This window comes from Sphaerisporangium fuscum (assembly GCF_018531465.1).
Classification (GTDB): Bacteria; Actinomycetota; Actinomycetes; order Streptosporangiales; family Streptosporangiaceae; genus Sphaerisporangium; species Sphaerisporangium fuscum.
Genome location: NZ_JAHDTF010000024.1, coordinates 74,304 through 87,039 on the forward strand (window position 1 = coordinate 74,304; position 12,736 = coordinate 87,039).

Below are 12,736 nucleotides of genomic sequence, written 5' to 3' on the forward strand. Positions count from 1 at the left end.
TTAATGGGCACACTGTTCCCGAATGCGGCAACACTGTACGCATACGGCTACACTGTTCGCAACAGCGTGAGAGGACGGACGGCCGAGATGACCAAGGATCAGCTTCAGGGGCCCGTGTGGACCCGTATGCCGAAGGCCGGCCGCCGCCAGGCGCTCACCGTCGGGCGCATCGTCGAGGTGGCCACGCGCATGGCGGACGCAGGAGGGCTGGAGGCGTTGTCGATGCGCACCCTGGCCGCCGAGCTGGGCTCGGGGACGACGTCGCTGTACCGGCACGTGTCCGGGCGCGACGACCTGATCGACCTGATGGTCGACGCCGTGCAGGGAGAGGAGCCGACCGGGCCGCCATCCGGTGACTGGCGCGCCGACCTCGCCGCGGTCACCCGGCGGCTGCGTGCCGTGCTGCTACGTCATCCCTGGCTGGCGCGGGTGCTGACGGCCCGTCCCGCGCTCGGGCCGAACGCCCTGCGGAGGATGGACGAGGCCCTCCTGGCGGCCCGTGGGCTCACCGGCGACATCACGCTGGCCTCCGCCGTGGTCGGCCTGCTCACCAACTACGTGCAGGGCGCGGTGGCCGCGGAACTGGCCGAGCAGGAGGCCCAGCGCCGCACCGGCATGAGCGAGGAGCAGTGGCGGGCGAGCGTCGGCCCCTACATCCGCGAGGTCGTCACCAGCGGGGAGTACCCCGAGTTCGGCCGCCGGGTGATCGAAGCCCGCGACCTGGGCTTCGAGGAGCACTTCGAGTTCGGGCTGGCCTGCCTGCTGGACGGCGTGGCCGCCCGGTCGGTGGACAGGCCGGGCGGCGAAGGGTGACGATCGGCGAGGACCGGCGGGCTCAGGAGACGGCGGCGCCGACCAGATGGCCGATGCCGTAGGTGACCGCCGCGGCGGCCGAGCCGAGCAGCAGCTGCCGCGCGCCGCCCAGCAGGAAGGGCCGGGTGGTGAGCCGCGCGACCAGCGCCCCGGTGCCGAACAGCGCCAGCGCCGTGAGCACGATCGCCGCCACCACCGAGCCGAAACCGAACAGGAAGGGCAGCACCGGGATCAGCGCGCCGACCGCGAAGGCCAGGAACGACGATCCGGCGGCCACCCACGGCGAGGGCAGGTCGTCGGGGTCCACGCCGAGCTCCTCGCGGGCGTGGACGCGCCAGGCGACCTCGTCCTGCTTGTGCAGCTGGCGGGCCACCTCGCGGGCCAGCTCCGGGGTGAGGCCGCGCGACTCGTACAGCAGCGCCAGTTCGCGCTCCTCGGCCTCGGGGTTCTTGGCGATCTCCCGCCGCTCGACGTCGATCTCGGCGAGGGTCATCTCGGTCTGGGAACGGACGGAGGTGTACTCGCCGGTGGCCATGGAGAACGCTCCGGCCGCCAGCCCGGCCAGCCCGGCGATGGTCACGGCCTGCGCGCTCGCGCCGCTGCCGACCACTCCCGCGATGAGCGAGGCGTTGGACACCAGCCCGTCCATGACGCCGAACACGGCGGGGCGCAGCCAGCCGCCGGTCACGTCCCTGTGGTGGTGATGCACCTCGGCGGCGTGCATGGAAACGGAGGTCATGCGGGGGATTCCTTCGACGAAGTCATGCCATAGCCGTACAAACCACCAAAAGTACCTTAGGCCACCGACAAACCGCGAGGCGGCGTCAATCCGCGGCGGCGTCCTCCGGGGTGCCGCGGGCGACGGCGGCCAGCGTCTCCAGCGCCTGGGACAGCACCGGCGGCGGCGGGGAGGCCAGGCCGATGCGCACCGCGGCCGGCGCGCTGCCCCCGGCGACGGCGAACGACGCCGCGGGCGTCACGGCCACGCCGCGCCGGGCGGCCGCCGCCACGAACGTCTCCGCCCGCCAGGGCTCCGGCAGCTCCCACCAGCGGTAGTACGAGTGGCGGTCGGCGCGGGTGGCGAAACCGGCGAGGTGGCGGGCGGCCAGTTCCTGGCGGGCCGCCGCGTCGGCGCGCTTGGCCTCCTCCAGCGCCGCCACCGTGCCGTCCGCAATCCACCGGGTGGCGGCCTCCAGGGCGAACCCGGCGCACGTCCACCCTCCCGACCGCAGCGCCGCCGCGACGGCCTCCGCGTGGGACGGCGGCACGAGCGCGAAGCCCGCGGTCAGGCCGGGAGCCAGCCGCTTGGACAGGCTGTCGATCATGACCGTGCGCTCGGGGGCCAGCGCCGCGAGCGGGGGATCGTCCCCCTCGTGCAGGAAGGCCCAGATCCGGTCCTCGACCGCGTGCAGGTCCAGCTCGCGCAGCGCGGCGGCCAGTTCGGCCCGCCGTCCGGCCGGCATGGTCACCCCGAGGGGGTTCTGCAGGGTGGGCTGCAGGTAGACGGCCCGCAGCGGCGTGCCCCGGTGCGCGGCGGCGAGCGCGTCGGGACGCAGCCCCGCCTCGTCGACGGCGAGGGGGACGAGCGTGATCCCGAGCCGCCCGGCGATCACCTTGATCATCGGATACGTCAGCGCCTCGACCCCGAGCCGTCCGCCCGGAGGGACCAGCGCGGCCACCGCCCCGGCGACCGCCTGCCGGCCGTTCCCCGCGAAGAGGACGCGAGCGGGGTCCGGGGACCAGCCGCCCCGGGCCAGCAGCCGCGCCGCCGCCTCCCTCGCCCGGGGCGTGCCCGACGGGGCCACCGGGCGCAGCGCGGCGCCGAGGACGTCCGGGCGCAGCAGGGTGGTGAGGCCGCCGGCGAGCAGCGCGGGCTGCTCGGGGAGGACCGGGTAGTTCAGCTCGAGGTCGATCCGGGCGCTGCCGGGATCGACCAGCGCGGAGCCGGGGGACGGCGCGGCGGCCCGGACGAACGTGCCGCGGCCCACCTCCCCGACCACCAGCCCCCGCCGCGCCAGCTCGCCGTAGACCCGCGAGGCCGTGGAGTTGGCGATGCCGTGCCGCCGGGCGAAGGCCCGCTGCGTCGGCAGCCGGTCTCCCGGACGCAGCCGTCCGGCGGCGATGTCGGCCGCGACGGCGTCGGCGACCAGACGGTAGTCCTCCACGTGCGCCCCACTCTCAACAAAGACAATATTGCACCGAGAGCAATGATTTTATTGCACTGAGAAGCTTGCCAGGCCTAGCATCGCGATCGGCGGCGTACGGCCGCCCGCGATGATCGGGAAGGGTGTGGACGTGGTGAGCAAGGCCGAGGTCAACGGCATCACCGTCGGGTACGACGACCGGGGCGAGGGTCCCGCGCTGGTGCTCGTGCACGGCCACCCGTTCGACCGCACGATGTGGGCGCCCCAGGTGGAGGAGTTCGCGGCGCACGGCTGGCGCGTGGTGGCCGCCGACCTGCGGGGATACGGCGAGAGCACCGTCGTCCCCGGCGTGACCCCCCTGGAGGTGTTCGCCCGCGACACCGCCGCCCTCCTGGACCACCTGGGGATCGCGGAGGCGGTGATCGGCGGCCTCTCGATGGGCGGGCAGATCGTGATGGAGTTCCACCACCTGTTCCCCGCGCGGGTACGCGGCCTGTTGCTCGCCGACACCTTCGCCCAGGCCGAGACCGCCGAGGGCAAACGGGTACGGGCCGCCATGGCCGCCAGGCTGCTGAGGGAGGGCATGGGGCCCTACGCCGAGGAGGTGCTGGCGAAGATGGTCGCCCCTGCCAACATCGAGGCCCGGCCCGCCGTGGCGGAGCACGTGCTCGGCATGATGCGGCGCACCTCCCCGGAAGGAGCCGCCGCGGCCCTGCTCGGCCGCGCCGAGCGGCGCGACCACACCGGCACGCTCGCCGGCATCGCGGTGCCCGCGCTGATCGTGGCCGGCGCCGACGACGAGTTCACGCCGGTCGCCGACGCGGAGTTCATGTACCACCGCATCCCGGGCGCGCGGTTCGCCGTCATCGAGGGCGCCGCCCACATGCCCAACCTCGAACGGCCCGAGGAGTTCAACCGGGCCCTGCACGGCCTCCTCGCCGTCGTCCACCCGAGGACGGCCGTCTCCTAGCGGGCCATGTACGTGATCATCGCCGGGTGGTCGACGGCGCCGGGCCGGGCTTTCGCGGCCGGTGGAGGATGCGAGCGTGTCAGGAGGCCCCGTGGAAGCGGCGGTGCAGCTCACGCACCTCGTCGGCCAGGCCGGGGATCGGGCCCTCGACCACCGCGTCCGGCACGACGTCCCGGATCGGCAGGGTCCGCACGGGAGGCGCGGGGACGCCCAGCTCCGACAGCCAGGACCCCAGCTGCTCGGAGGAGCTGACGTACACGATGCGGCCGAGCCCCACCCAGCCGTGCGCGGCCGCGCACATCGGGCAGTGCTCGCCGGAGGTGTACACCGTCGCCGCGGCCCGCTCCCCGGGTTTCATGTTCGCCGCCGCCCAGCGCGCGATCTCGAACTCCGGGTGCCGCGTCCGGTCACCGGAGGCCACGTGGTTGTGGTCCTCGAACAGGACGGTGCCGTCCGCGGCGACGAGCACCGAGCCGAACGGCTCGTCGCCCACCTCCAGGGCCGTCGCCGCCAGCTCCACGCACCGCCGCAGGTAGCGCAGCTCGCCGTCGTCCACCATGTTCGCCTCCACGCTCACAGATCTTCAGCGACCCCGATGGTAGCGGGGCCGCGTCAGTCGCCCGCGCCCGAGCGAGGGGCCGCGGGGGCGGGGTGGAGGTGGGGCGCGGCCGGACGGGGGGCCAGGGCGCGGGCGCCGGCCAGGATCGCCACCATCAGGACGCTGACCACCACGAACGACACCGGCAGGCTGGTGGCCGCCGCGATGCCGCCGATCGCGCTCGGCGCGGCGAAGCCCGAGGTGTAGGCGACGGTGGCGGCGCCCGCCACCCCCTCGCTCGGGGTACGGCCCGCGTTGCCGGCCGCCGCGAACGCCAGCGGCACCACCACCGCGACCCCCAGCCCGATCAGCATGAAGCCGCCGATCGCCGGAAGGGGAGTGCGGGCCACCACGACGAGGACCGCGCCCAGCGCCGCGAGACCCCCGCTGAGGCGCACCGTCAGCACCGGGCCGAGCCGCCGGACCACCATGTCACCGCACAGCCGCCCGGCCGCCATCATGAAGGCGAACGCCGTGTAGCTCGCCGCCGCCACCCCGGCGGAGGTCCCGGTGATCTGCTTGAGGTAGACGGCGCACCAGTCCTGGCTCGCCGACTCCCCGAATACCGCGCAAAAGCCGATCAGGCCGAGGAGGAGCACGCGCCGGGTCGGCAGCACGAACCTCGCGGGGGCCGCCTCGTCGTCGGCGGCCCGCACGTCGAGCAGCAGCGGACCCGCCGCGGCGCTCACCGCGAGCAGCGCCGCCGCCGCGGCGGCCAGATGGACGCGGGCGTCGACGGCGGCCTGCGCGGCGGCGACGCCGATGGCTCCGCCCACCAGCCCTCCGACGCTCCACATGCCGTGCAGGCCCGACATGATCGACCGCCCGAGGTGCTGCTCGATGACCACCCCCTGGGCGTTCATGGCGACGTCGGCCATGCCGGCCACCGCGCCGTAGGCGAACAGGGTGATCCACAGGACGGCGAGGCCGGGCGCGAGGGCGGGGAGGGCGAGCGCCGAGCACATCAGCGCGATCAGCAGCCTGGTCGCCGTGCGCCCGCCGAGCCGGTGGACGATGCGCCCGGCCGTCGGCATGGCGACCAACGAGCCCACCGCCGGTGCCAGGAGCGCGAGCCCCAGCTGACCGGGCCCCGCCTGGAGATGCTCCTGCAGCCACGGGATACGCGTGGCGAAGCTCCCCGTGACCGCCCCGTGCACCGCGAACGTCACCGCCACGGCCACGCGGGCCCGTCCCACCACGCGCGAAGTCACTCCTCAGAACCTATCAGGAAGATCCCGGCGCGGGCGGCGGCCCGATGTCCGGCGGCACCGGACATCGGGACAGGACCGGACATCGTCCTCCCACCAGGACGGACACCGGTGGCGCCGGCCGATGCGTCCGGCCCCGTTGCCGGACATCGCCCGCGGTCCCGATCGTCGAATGCAGATCGCTTCGACCTGCCAGCGGAAGGAACACCACGGTGAAGAAGCTCTCGGTCCCCCCTCGGCTCCGCCTCCTCCTGGCGGCGTCGGCCGTCGCCTGCGCGGCGCTCGTGCCCGCCGCCGCCACGGCGTCGGCCCAGGCCCCGCTGGTCTGGCACTCCGGCTGGTTCGTCAAGAGCATGTGCTACCAGGACGCCCGCCAGTTCTCGAGCTCGGCCCTGACCCGCAACGGCTTCCGGACGGAGTACACCCCGCCCAACGCCGTCGTCGGCGGCAACGGCTCCACCATCGTGGTGGTGTCCTACGCGCCGGCCCAGACGAGCTACTCGCCCAGCTCGTTCTCGAAGGTGTACTTCACGGTGACCGCGACGTCGAACGTGTCCAGCTCGGCGGAGCTCGCCCGCAACCGGGTCCGCCAGTCGATCGTGGGCCAGACCTACTTCGACGGCTGCTGACGGGGGACCGGGACGGGGGCGGAGGGGAGTCCTCCGCCCCCGTCCGCCGTGCACGCGGCCGGGATCACAGGCTCCAGGTCCAGATGGTGCCGTCCCAGTGGCCGGAGACGACGACGGCCCTGCCCGGCACCTGGCCGATGGCGATGGCCTCCGCCCCGGTGTCCGGGCCCGTGAGGCCGTCGCCGTACGGACTCCCGGTGGCCAGGTCCCAGAGGCGGATCATGCCGTCGTCGCTGCCGGCGACGGCCACGGTCCTGCCGTTCACCCCGCCGATGGCGATGGTCTTGACGGCGACGCGGACGCGGTCGCCGAGCGTCCTGCCCGCAGGCTCGGCCGCGGTCAGGTCCCAGATCCGGACGACGCCGTCCTCGCTGCCCGACACCGCGAGAGTCCTGTCGCGCACGGCGCCGATCGCGACGGTCCCGACGGTGGTCTCGTGAGCGCCGAGGATCCGGGGCGCGCGTCCGCCCTCCAGGTCCCAGAGGCGGACGGTGCCGTCCGCGCTGCCGGACACGGCGATCGCCGTGCCCTTCACGGTGCCGGTGGCGATGCTCTTGACCTCGGAGTCGAGTCTCCCGCCGAGGACCCTGCCGCCCAGCTTGGGAGCGGCCGGGTCCCAGACGCGCACGGTGCGGTCGTCCGAGGCGGACACGGCCGCGGTCCTGCCGCGCACGGTGGCCAGCGCGACGCCGTTGATCCCCCCGCTGGGCTCGCCGTGGCCCAGGCGGGTGCTCGTGGGCGGGCCGGCGGTGAGGTCCCAGACCCGCAGCGTGCCGTCGACGCTGCCGGACACCGCCATGGGAGCGCTGAGCGCGATGGAGAAGACGGGCTTGTCGTGGCCGCCGAGAGGACGGCTGACGGGCCTGCCGGTGACGGGGTTCCACACCTGGACGGTGCCGTCGGCCCGGCCGACGAGCGCCAGGAGCTCCCCTCTCACCGCGCCGGCCGCCACCGACCAGACCGGGTCGTCCTGGGCGATCGGCGGGCTGAGGAGTCTGCCGACGGGGCTGTAGGACGCGCCGCCGGACGCGTGGGGGGCCGAGCGGCCGGGCCCGGCTCCGGCCGTCCGGGAGCCGGACCCGCGTAACCAGACGGGGATGATCACCCCGGCCGCCGCCACGGCCAGCGTCGCGGACGTCGCCAGGAGGACCCGCCTTCGCGGAAGGGAAGGCTTCACCTCCGGTACGTCGCCGGGGTCGGCCAGGGAGGCGCGGACCGCGGGGGAGCGTTCGGGCAGGGAACGGGCGGCGGCACGGTGGGGAAAACGGTCCACCTGATCGCGGAGTTCGCGATAGGCCTCGTCCCAGGCCCGGCGATCACCGAGTTCGGGCGGCAGCGAAATTCCCTTTTCTCCCGCTATGCGGAGACAAGTATCGACAAATACCTCGAAATTCGCCAATTCCGGCCGAACCGGACGAACTTGGCTTGTCATTCCGGCGATCGTGCTGCGCTTGAGGCGCAGTCTCTCCTCTCTTCGCCGGCGAGGGGTCCGTTCGCTTTCGACCTCCAGACGCCGTATGGAAAGGCCTGTCGCCTCTTGCAGGGCACGTAACCGGCGGGCGAACTTCATTCGCGGATCGGTGGTCTCGTCCACGCGGGTCTCCGAGGGCTTACCGGGTGAGGTGTCCGGCGCCGTCGGACACCTCGGACGGATTTCAGCATACGCCCGGACCAGCGCTTTGCCGGGATCGATGAGAAATGCGTCCGGGCGGATGGCCGGACACCCCGCCCGCGCGCGACCGTTGACCGTACCACCGGCAGAACGCGGAAGGGGCTTATCGTGGACCAGAACCAGATATTCAACCAGATGATGCAGAATCAGCTGAACCAGCAGGCGCACCAGCGGCACGTGGAAACGCACCAGCGGCACATGCGGCAGCACAACGCCGGCGCGCACCGGCCGCACGTGAACCCCGTGCACCGGCCCACCCATTACCACGGCTCCTACAGTCAGCAGGGCGGTGGCGGCGGATTCCTCGCCGGGCTTTTCACCGTGGGGCTGATCATCGTGATCGCCTATGTCGTCTTCGCCGTGATCCTGTGAAACGACCAGGGGTCGTGACGGGAAAGGCGGGCGCGTCACCGCGCCCGCCGCTCCCCCGGCCTCGCTGAGCGGAACGGCCGTGAACGGTGCCCTGTCCTCGGTGGCGGCGTTCAGCCTATGATCTGCGGTGCTCCATTCCAGATGCCGTGAAGGCAGGTGACGGGCGCCATGGTCGATGAGGAACTTATCGGACATCTCGTACAGCTGGGGCTCGGCGACCGGGAGGCGTCGGCGTACGCCACCCTGCTCCGGACCGGCCCCGTCCACGCCCGCGAACTGGCGGGGGCGCTGCGCTGGGAACCCGGCGAAGTGGAGACGGCCGTCATCCGCCTGACCCGGCTCGGGCTCGTCACCGGCGCCTCGTCCGGCGACGCCGTCGTCAAACCCGCCGAACCCTCCATCGCGCTGGAATCCCTCACACACGAACAGTCGGCCTCCCTGCTGCGCGCCAGGACCGCCGCCGCCAACGCCTACGACGCCTACCGCCGCACCGTGCACCCCCAGCCCACCGAAGACCTGGTGGAAGTCGTCACCGGACCGGAGATCATCGAACGCATCCACCAGATCGAGGGCGCCGCGGAGTCCGAGGTGCTCCGCTTCGACTCCCCGCCCTACCACACCCAGGGCCGGCCCAACGAGGAGGAGATCGACAGCCTCGCCCGCCACGTGGAATACCGCGTCGTGTACTCCAGGTCGGCCGTCCAGAACGCCGACTACTACGCCTGCAACATCAAGCCCTGCATCGCCGCGGGGGAGCAGGCCCGGGTCCTGCCGACGGTGCCGGTGAAACTGACGGTCTTCGACCGGCGCGTGGCCTTCGTGTCCATGTCGTTCGTGGAGGCGGAGATCAACGATTCCATGCTGATCGTCTACCCCTCCAGCCTGCTGTCGGCGCTGATCGGGCTGTTCGAGACCTCCTGGCGCACGGCGTTCCCCATGCACCTCGGCGACCGGCGGCCACCCGCGCTCAACGGCCTGCAGCGCCGCATCCTGGAACTGCTCGCCACCGGCATCACCGACGCCCAGATCGCCCAGCTGCTCGGCATCAGCCGCCGCACCCTGTCACGCCACCTCGAACAGCTCACCTGCAACGCCGGCGCCGTGACCCGGTTCCAGCTCGCCCTGCACGCCTCACGGAGAGGCTGGATCTGACCTCAGCGCCACCGGCGAGGCGGCCTGCGCGAGCAGCAACTCCGGCCGCCCCGAGCCGTCGGCCGGCACCCGCCACACATCGGAACCACCCCCAGCGCGCGGCAGCGCGTAGGCGACCGTGCGGTCGTCGAGCCAGGCCGGCTGGTCGTCGACACTACGCCTCTCCGCCAGCACGGTCTCGCGCATCGTCGCCAGATCCAGCACCGCCGGCCGCCACCCCCGGCCCGGATCGCCGCCCACCGCCGACTTGAACGCCAGCCGCCCGCCGTCCGGCGACAGCGACGGGCACTCCACACCGTCGCGCAGCACCCGCAGAGTCCCGGCCGCCAGGTCGCCCCGCACCAGATAGCGATGCCCGGAGGTGGACATGGTGGCGTAGAACACCCGGTCGCCGGCGGCGAACGTCACCCCCCAGAAGTTCAGGTCCGCCGCCCGGTACGGCCGGTCCCGGAGGGTGACCTTCCAGTCCTCCAGCGTCGGCACCAGACGCTGGGTACGCGTGTCGAGCAGGCCCACCCGGGTGGAGAACCGGCCCCCGTTGTAGGAGTCCCCGGCCACGAACACCGTCCAGGCCACCCAGCGCCCGCTGGGCGAGACCCTGGCCCGGTTGGGCACCCCCACCAGCGGGATCGCCCGCCGCTGCGTCAGCGCCGCGTCCAGCACCACCAGCTCGTACGTCGGCAGGTCGCCGTCCGGCCGCAGGCACAGACCGGTGCCGCCGGCCGCGTGGAAACGGGTGCAGGTCAGCGGGGACACCTCCAGAGGGCCGCCCGCCGGAGGAAGGGCCACCAGATGGCCCCGCGTGGCGGGCGCGGTGCTCACCGCCAGCAACCGCGGGCCCGGCGCGAGGGTCACCGCCGCGGTACCCGCCACGGTGCGCGCCCGGCCGGCACGCGCCCGCAGCACCGCGTACCCGGCCGCGGCCGCGAGCACCACGGCGGCGAGCGCCGCCGCCACCATCTTCGTCCGGGCGCTCACCGGCCCCTCCCGGAGGCCCCGCGCAGGACGAACGGCGCCGTCACCATCGCCACGGCGACCACGGCGGCGGCCAGCCGGGTGGCCACCGCCGGCCCGAAGACCGACCAGGCCAGGCCGAACGCCACCGACGAACCCAGGTAGGCCAGCGCCTGCCCCGACTGCACCAGGGCGAGCGCGCTGGTGCGCGTCGCCGCGGGCAGCACCGCGGCCGCGAGCGCCGTCAGCACCCCGTCGGTCGCCGCGTAGAACGCCCCGTACAACACGATCGTGACGACGACCGCGACCGGCCCGGCGAGCGGACCGGACAGCAGCAGATACACCAGCAGCAGGGCGCCGTACCCGCCCAGCACCACCGGCAGACGCCCACGCCGGTCGGCCAGCACCCCCAGCGGGGCCGCCAGCAGCAGGTAGACCAGGTTGGTGCCCACCGCCAGCATCGGGAACCAGCCACCCCCGACACTCTGGGACCGCATCAGCATCAGGTACACGAAGCCGTCCCCGATGGTCGCCAGGCCGAGCAGGCACGCCGCGGCCAGCAGCCCCCGCACCGCCGGGACCCGCACCAGGCGGGCGACGTCCCGCACCGAGACCACCCCGGACGGCGGGCGCGGCCCGCGGCGATCGTCCACCGCCACCGCCAGGATCAGCAGGCCGACGGCCGCCACGCAGAAACTCGTGACGAACAACGCGTCGAACCCCTCCGCCGACGCGCCGCCCGCCAGCCCCAGCACCGCCAGCGCCACCAGCGGCCCGGCGAACGCTCCGGCGCCGTCCAGGGCCCGGTGCACCCCGAACGCCCTGCCGAGCAGCGGCTCCGGCGTCGACAGACTGATCAGCGCGTCGCGCGGCGCCGTCCGCAGCCCCTTGCCCGCGCGGTCGGCCACCAGGACGGCGGCGATGGCCGCGCCCGAGCCGCCCGCCGCGGGCAGGCCGAGCCTGGCCAGCGCCGACAGGCCGTACCCGGCCATCGCCACCGCCTTGCGCCGGTCGGTGCGGTCGGCGAGGTAGCCGCCCACCAGGCGCAGCGACGCCGTGGCGCCGGCGTACAGGCCGTCCATCAGGCCATAGGCGAGCGGGCTGAACTGCAGGGTCAGGACGAAGTACAACGGCAGCACGGCGGTGACCATCTCGGCGGAGACGTCGGTCGCCAGGCTGACCAGGCCGAGCGCCACTACGTTGGCCGCGACGCCGCGAGCGCTCACCCGCTGGCGGCCCAGGCCGGTGGTGGACAGGTACACGTGTTCCTCCTGCGATGCGGGCGGTGACCGGGCCCCCGGTGGTCCCGGTCACCGCCCCGGCCTCGTCAGCCGGTGGTGGGGGTCTCGTCCTCGGCGGCACCCGGCCGTGCCCAGACATCGGTCACGGCCGACTTGTTCGCGGCGCCGCCCAGCGGGCTCAGGCCGTACATGTCCTCCAGCGTGCGCAGCACGGTGTAGTGGTTGATCTGGGTACCGGACTGGTAGCCGGCCTTGACGTTCGCGCCGGCGAAGACGGTGTAGATCTGGTTGACCGAGCTGGACCGGTCGTCCTCGTCGAACGTCGCGATCAGCAGGCTGTTGTGGGTCTTGGCCCACTGGACGTAGGAGTCCAGGTTGCTCTTCAGCCAGCCGTCGCCGGTCTTCAGGGAGCAGTCGTGCATGTCGTTGCACATGTTCGGCGTGACGAAGGCGATCGTGGGCAGCTTGCCGAAGTCACTCGGGAACTGGGTGAAGGGGACGTTGTACGCGGCGCCCTTGACGGTGGGGAAGTTCGTCCACGGGGCGTGCTTACGGGCGTACCTGCCGCTGCTGCAGGTGGTGGAGCCCGCGCTGGGCAGGTTCTCGGAGTACCCCTTGAAGGACAGCCCGGCGTCCAGGAGCTGCTGCCCGAGATTCCCCCTCGTCAGGTCGCCGCTGCGGCACTTGTCGCCGTCGATCCCCTGCGTGGAGCCGGAGAACAGCCCGACGTAGTTGGGCTGGCTGGGGTGGGTCAGGGCGAAGGAACCGGTGAACAGCGCCCCCTGCGAGGCCAGCGAGTTCAGGTAGGGCGCGTTGGAGCTGCCCTTGACGGTCGAGTAGTCGGTGTTCTCGAACATCACCACGACCACGTGGTCGAACCTGGGCACGGCCGGGGCCGCGGCGGCGGGGGTGGCCGCCGCGGGGACGGCGACGAGGATCGCGCCGGCCGAGGCCGCGAGCGTGAGACGGTCGAAGCGCATGAT

13 protein-coding genes are annotated in these 12,736 nt (G+C 73.3%); 5 read left to right on the top strand and 8 right to left on the bottom strand.

Translation table 11 applies throughout. From position 1 onward, the window contains the following. Positions 1 to 87: 87 nt before the first annotated feature. Positions 88 to 813, top strand: coding sequence for a TetR/AcrR family transcriptional regulator (locus tag KIK05_RS29020; protein WP_214414044.1), 726 nt, complete (start codon positions 88 to 90; stop codon positions 811 to 813). Between the two features lie 22 nt (positions 814 to 835). On the opposite strand, the gene KIK05_RS29025 is transcribed toward KIK05_RS29020, so the two are convergent. Then, entirely contained in the window at positions 836 to 1,552 is a 717-nt protein-coding gene (locus KIK05_RS29025; RefSeq protein ID WP_214414045.1) for a VIT1/CCC1 transporter family protein, read from the bottom strand. A gap of 85 nt (positions 1,553 to 1,637) precedes the next feature. Beyond that, the gene (locus KIK05_RS29030; RefSeq protein WP_214414046.1) at positions 1,638 to 2,978 is read right to left on the bottom strand and encodes an aminotransferase-like domain-containing protein; all 1,341 of its coding nucleotides are present in this window, start codon (positions 2,976 to 2,978) and stop codon (positions 1,638 to 1,640) included. A gap of 109 nt (positions 2,979 to 3,087) precedes the next feature. Here KIK05_RS29030 and KIK05_RS29035 point away from each other — a divergent pair, with 109 nt between their 5' ends. Beyond that, a complete protein-coding gene (locus KIK05_RS29035) occupies positions 3,088 to 3,927 on the top strand; it encodes an alpha/beta fold hydrolase (protein ID WP_214414047.1) in 840 nt (279 codons plus the stop codon). 79 nt (positions 3,928 to 4,006) lie between these two features. Here the strand turns inward: KIK05_RS29035 and KIK05_RS29040 are convergent, their stop codons facing one another. Together KIK05_RS29040 and KIK05_RS29045 are read right to left on the bottom strand one after the other, a co-directional pair. Further along, positions 4,007 to 4,486, bottom strand: a complete 480-nt coding sequence (locus tag KIK05_RS29040) for a nucleoside deaminase (RefSeq protein WP_214414165.1) — start codon at positions 4,484 to 4,486, stop codon at positions 4,007 to 4,009. A 53-nt stretch (positions 4,487 to 4,539) separates the two neighbouring features. Next, positions 4,540 to 5,736, bottom strand: coding sequence for an MFS transporter (locus tag KIK05_RS29045; protein ID WP_308250165.1), 1,197 nt, complete (start codon positions 5,734 to 5,736; stop codon positions 4,540 to 4,542). 209 nt (positions 5,737 to 5,945) lie between these two features. Between KIK05_RS29045 and KIK05_RS29050 the strand changes: the two genes are divergently transcribed. After that, positions 5,946 to 6,362 carry a hypothetical protein gene (locus KIK05_RS29050; protein ID WP_214414048.1) on the top strand — a complete coding sequence of 139 codons (417 nt, stop codon included), beginning with the start codon at positions 5,946 to 5,948 and terminating at the stop codon, positions 6,360 to 6,362. 64 nt (positions 6,363 to 6,426) lie between these two features. On the opposite strand, the gene KIK05_RS29055 is transcribed toward KIK05_RS29050, so the two are convergent. Further along, positions 6,427 to 7,635, bottom strand: a complete 1,209-nt coding sequence (locus tag KIK05_RS29055; RefSeq protein ID WP_214414049.1) for a WD40 repeat domain-containing protein — start codon at positions 7,633 to 7,635, stop codon at positions 6,427 to 6,429. A gap of 507 nt (positions 7,636 to 8,142) precedes the next feature. On the opposite strand from KIK05_RS29055, the gene KIK05_RS29060 reads away from it, so the two are divergent. Both KIK05_RS29060 and KIK05_RS29065 read left to right on the top strand, forming a co-directional pair. Beyond that, complete coding sequence (locus KIK05_RS29060) at positions 8,143 to 8,406, top strand: hypothetical protein (RefSeq protein ID WP_214414050.1); 264 nt, start codon at positions 8,143 to 8,145, stop codon at positions 8,404 to 8,406. A 168-nt stretch (positions 8,407 to 8,574) separates the two neighbouring features. Continuing rightward, the gene (locus KIK05_RS29065) at positions 8,575 to 9,558 is read left to right on the top strand and encodes a helix-turn-helix transcriptional regulator (protein ID WP_214414051.1); all 984 of its coding nucleotides are present in this window, start codon (positions 8,575 to 8,577) and stop codon (positions 9,556 to 9,558) included. Here the strand turns inward: KIK05_RS29065 and KIK05_RS29070 are convergent. From KIK05_RS29070 to KIK05_RS29080, 3 genes are all read right to left on the bottom strand, one after another. Continuing rightward, positions 9,538 to 10,536: a TolB family protein gene (locus KIK05_RS29070; protein ID WP_214414052.1), complete on the bottom strand. Its 999-nt coding sequence runs from the start codon at positions 10,534 to 10,536 to the stop codon at positions 9,538 to 9,540. The genes KIK05_RS29065 and KIK05_RS29070 overlap by 21 nt on opposite strands. Further along, positions 10,533 to 11,774, bottom strand: a complete 1,242-nt coding sequence (locus tag KIK05_RS29075; protein WP_214414053.1) for an MFS transporter — start codon at positions 11,772 to 11,774, stop codon at positions 10,533 to 10,535. Before KIK05_RS29075 ends, KIK05_RS29070 begins: the two co-directional genes overlap by 4 nt. Before the next feature lie 65 nt (positions 11,775 to 11,839). Continuing rightward, positions 11,840 to 12,733: an alkaline phosphatase family protein gene (locus KIK05_RS29080; protein WP_214414054.1), complete on the bottom strand. Its 894-nt coding sequence runs from the start codon at positions 12,731 to 12,733 to the stop codon at positions 11,840 to 11,842. Between the last annotated feature and the right edge of the window lie 3 nt (positions 12,734 to 12,736).

Excerpts from the sequence above, each read along its gene's own strand:
- KIK05_RS29020 (WP_214414044.1), top strand. The coding sequence starts at position 88 with ATGACCAAGGATCAGCTTCAGGGGCCCGTGTGGACCCGTATGCCGAAG.
- KIK05_RS29025 (WP_214414045.1), bottom strand. The coding sequence starts at position 1,552 with ATGACCTCCGTTTCCATGCACGCCGCCGAGGTGCATCACCACCACAGG.
- KIK05_RS29035 (WP_214414047.1), top strand. The coding sequence starts at position 3,088 with ATGATCGGGAAGGGTGTGGACGTGGTGAGCAAGGCCGAGGTCAACGGC.
- KIK05_RS29040 (WP_214414165.1), bottom strand. The coding sequence starts at position 4,486 with ATGGTGGACGACGGCGAGCTGCGCTACCTGCGGCGGTGCGTGGAGCTG.
- KIK05_RS29065 (WP_214414051.1), top strand. The coding sequence starts at position 8,575 with ATGGTCGATGAGGAACTTATCGGACATCTCGTACAGCTGGGGCTCGGC.
- KIK05_RS29080 (WP_214414054.1), bottom strand. The coding sequence starts at position 12,733 with ATGCGCTTCGACCGTCTCACGCTCGCGGCCTCGGCCGGCGCGATCCTC.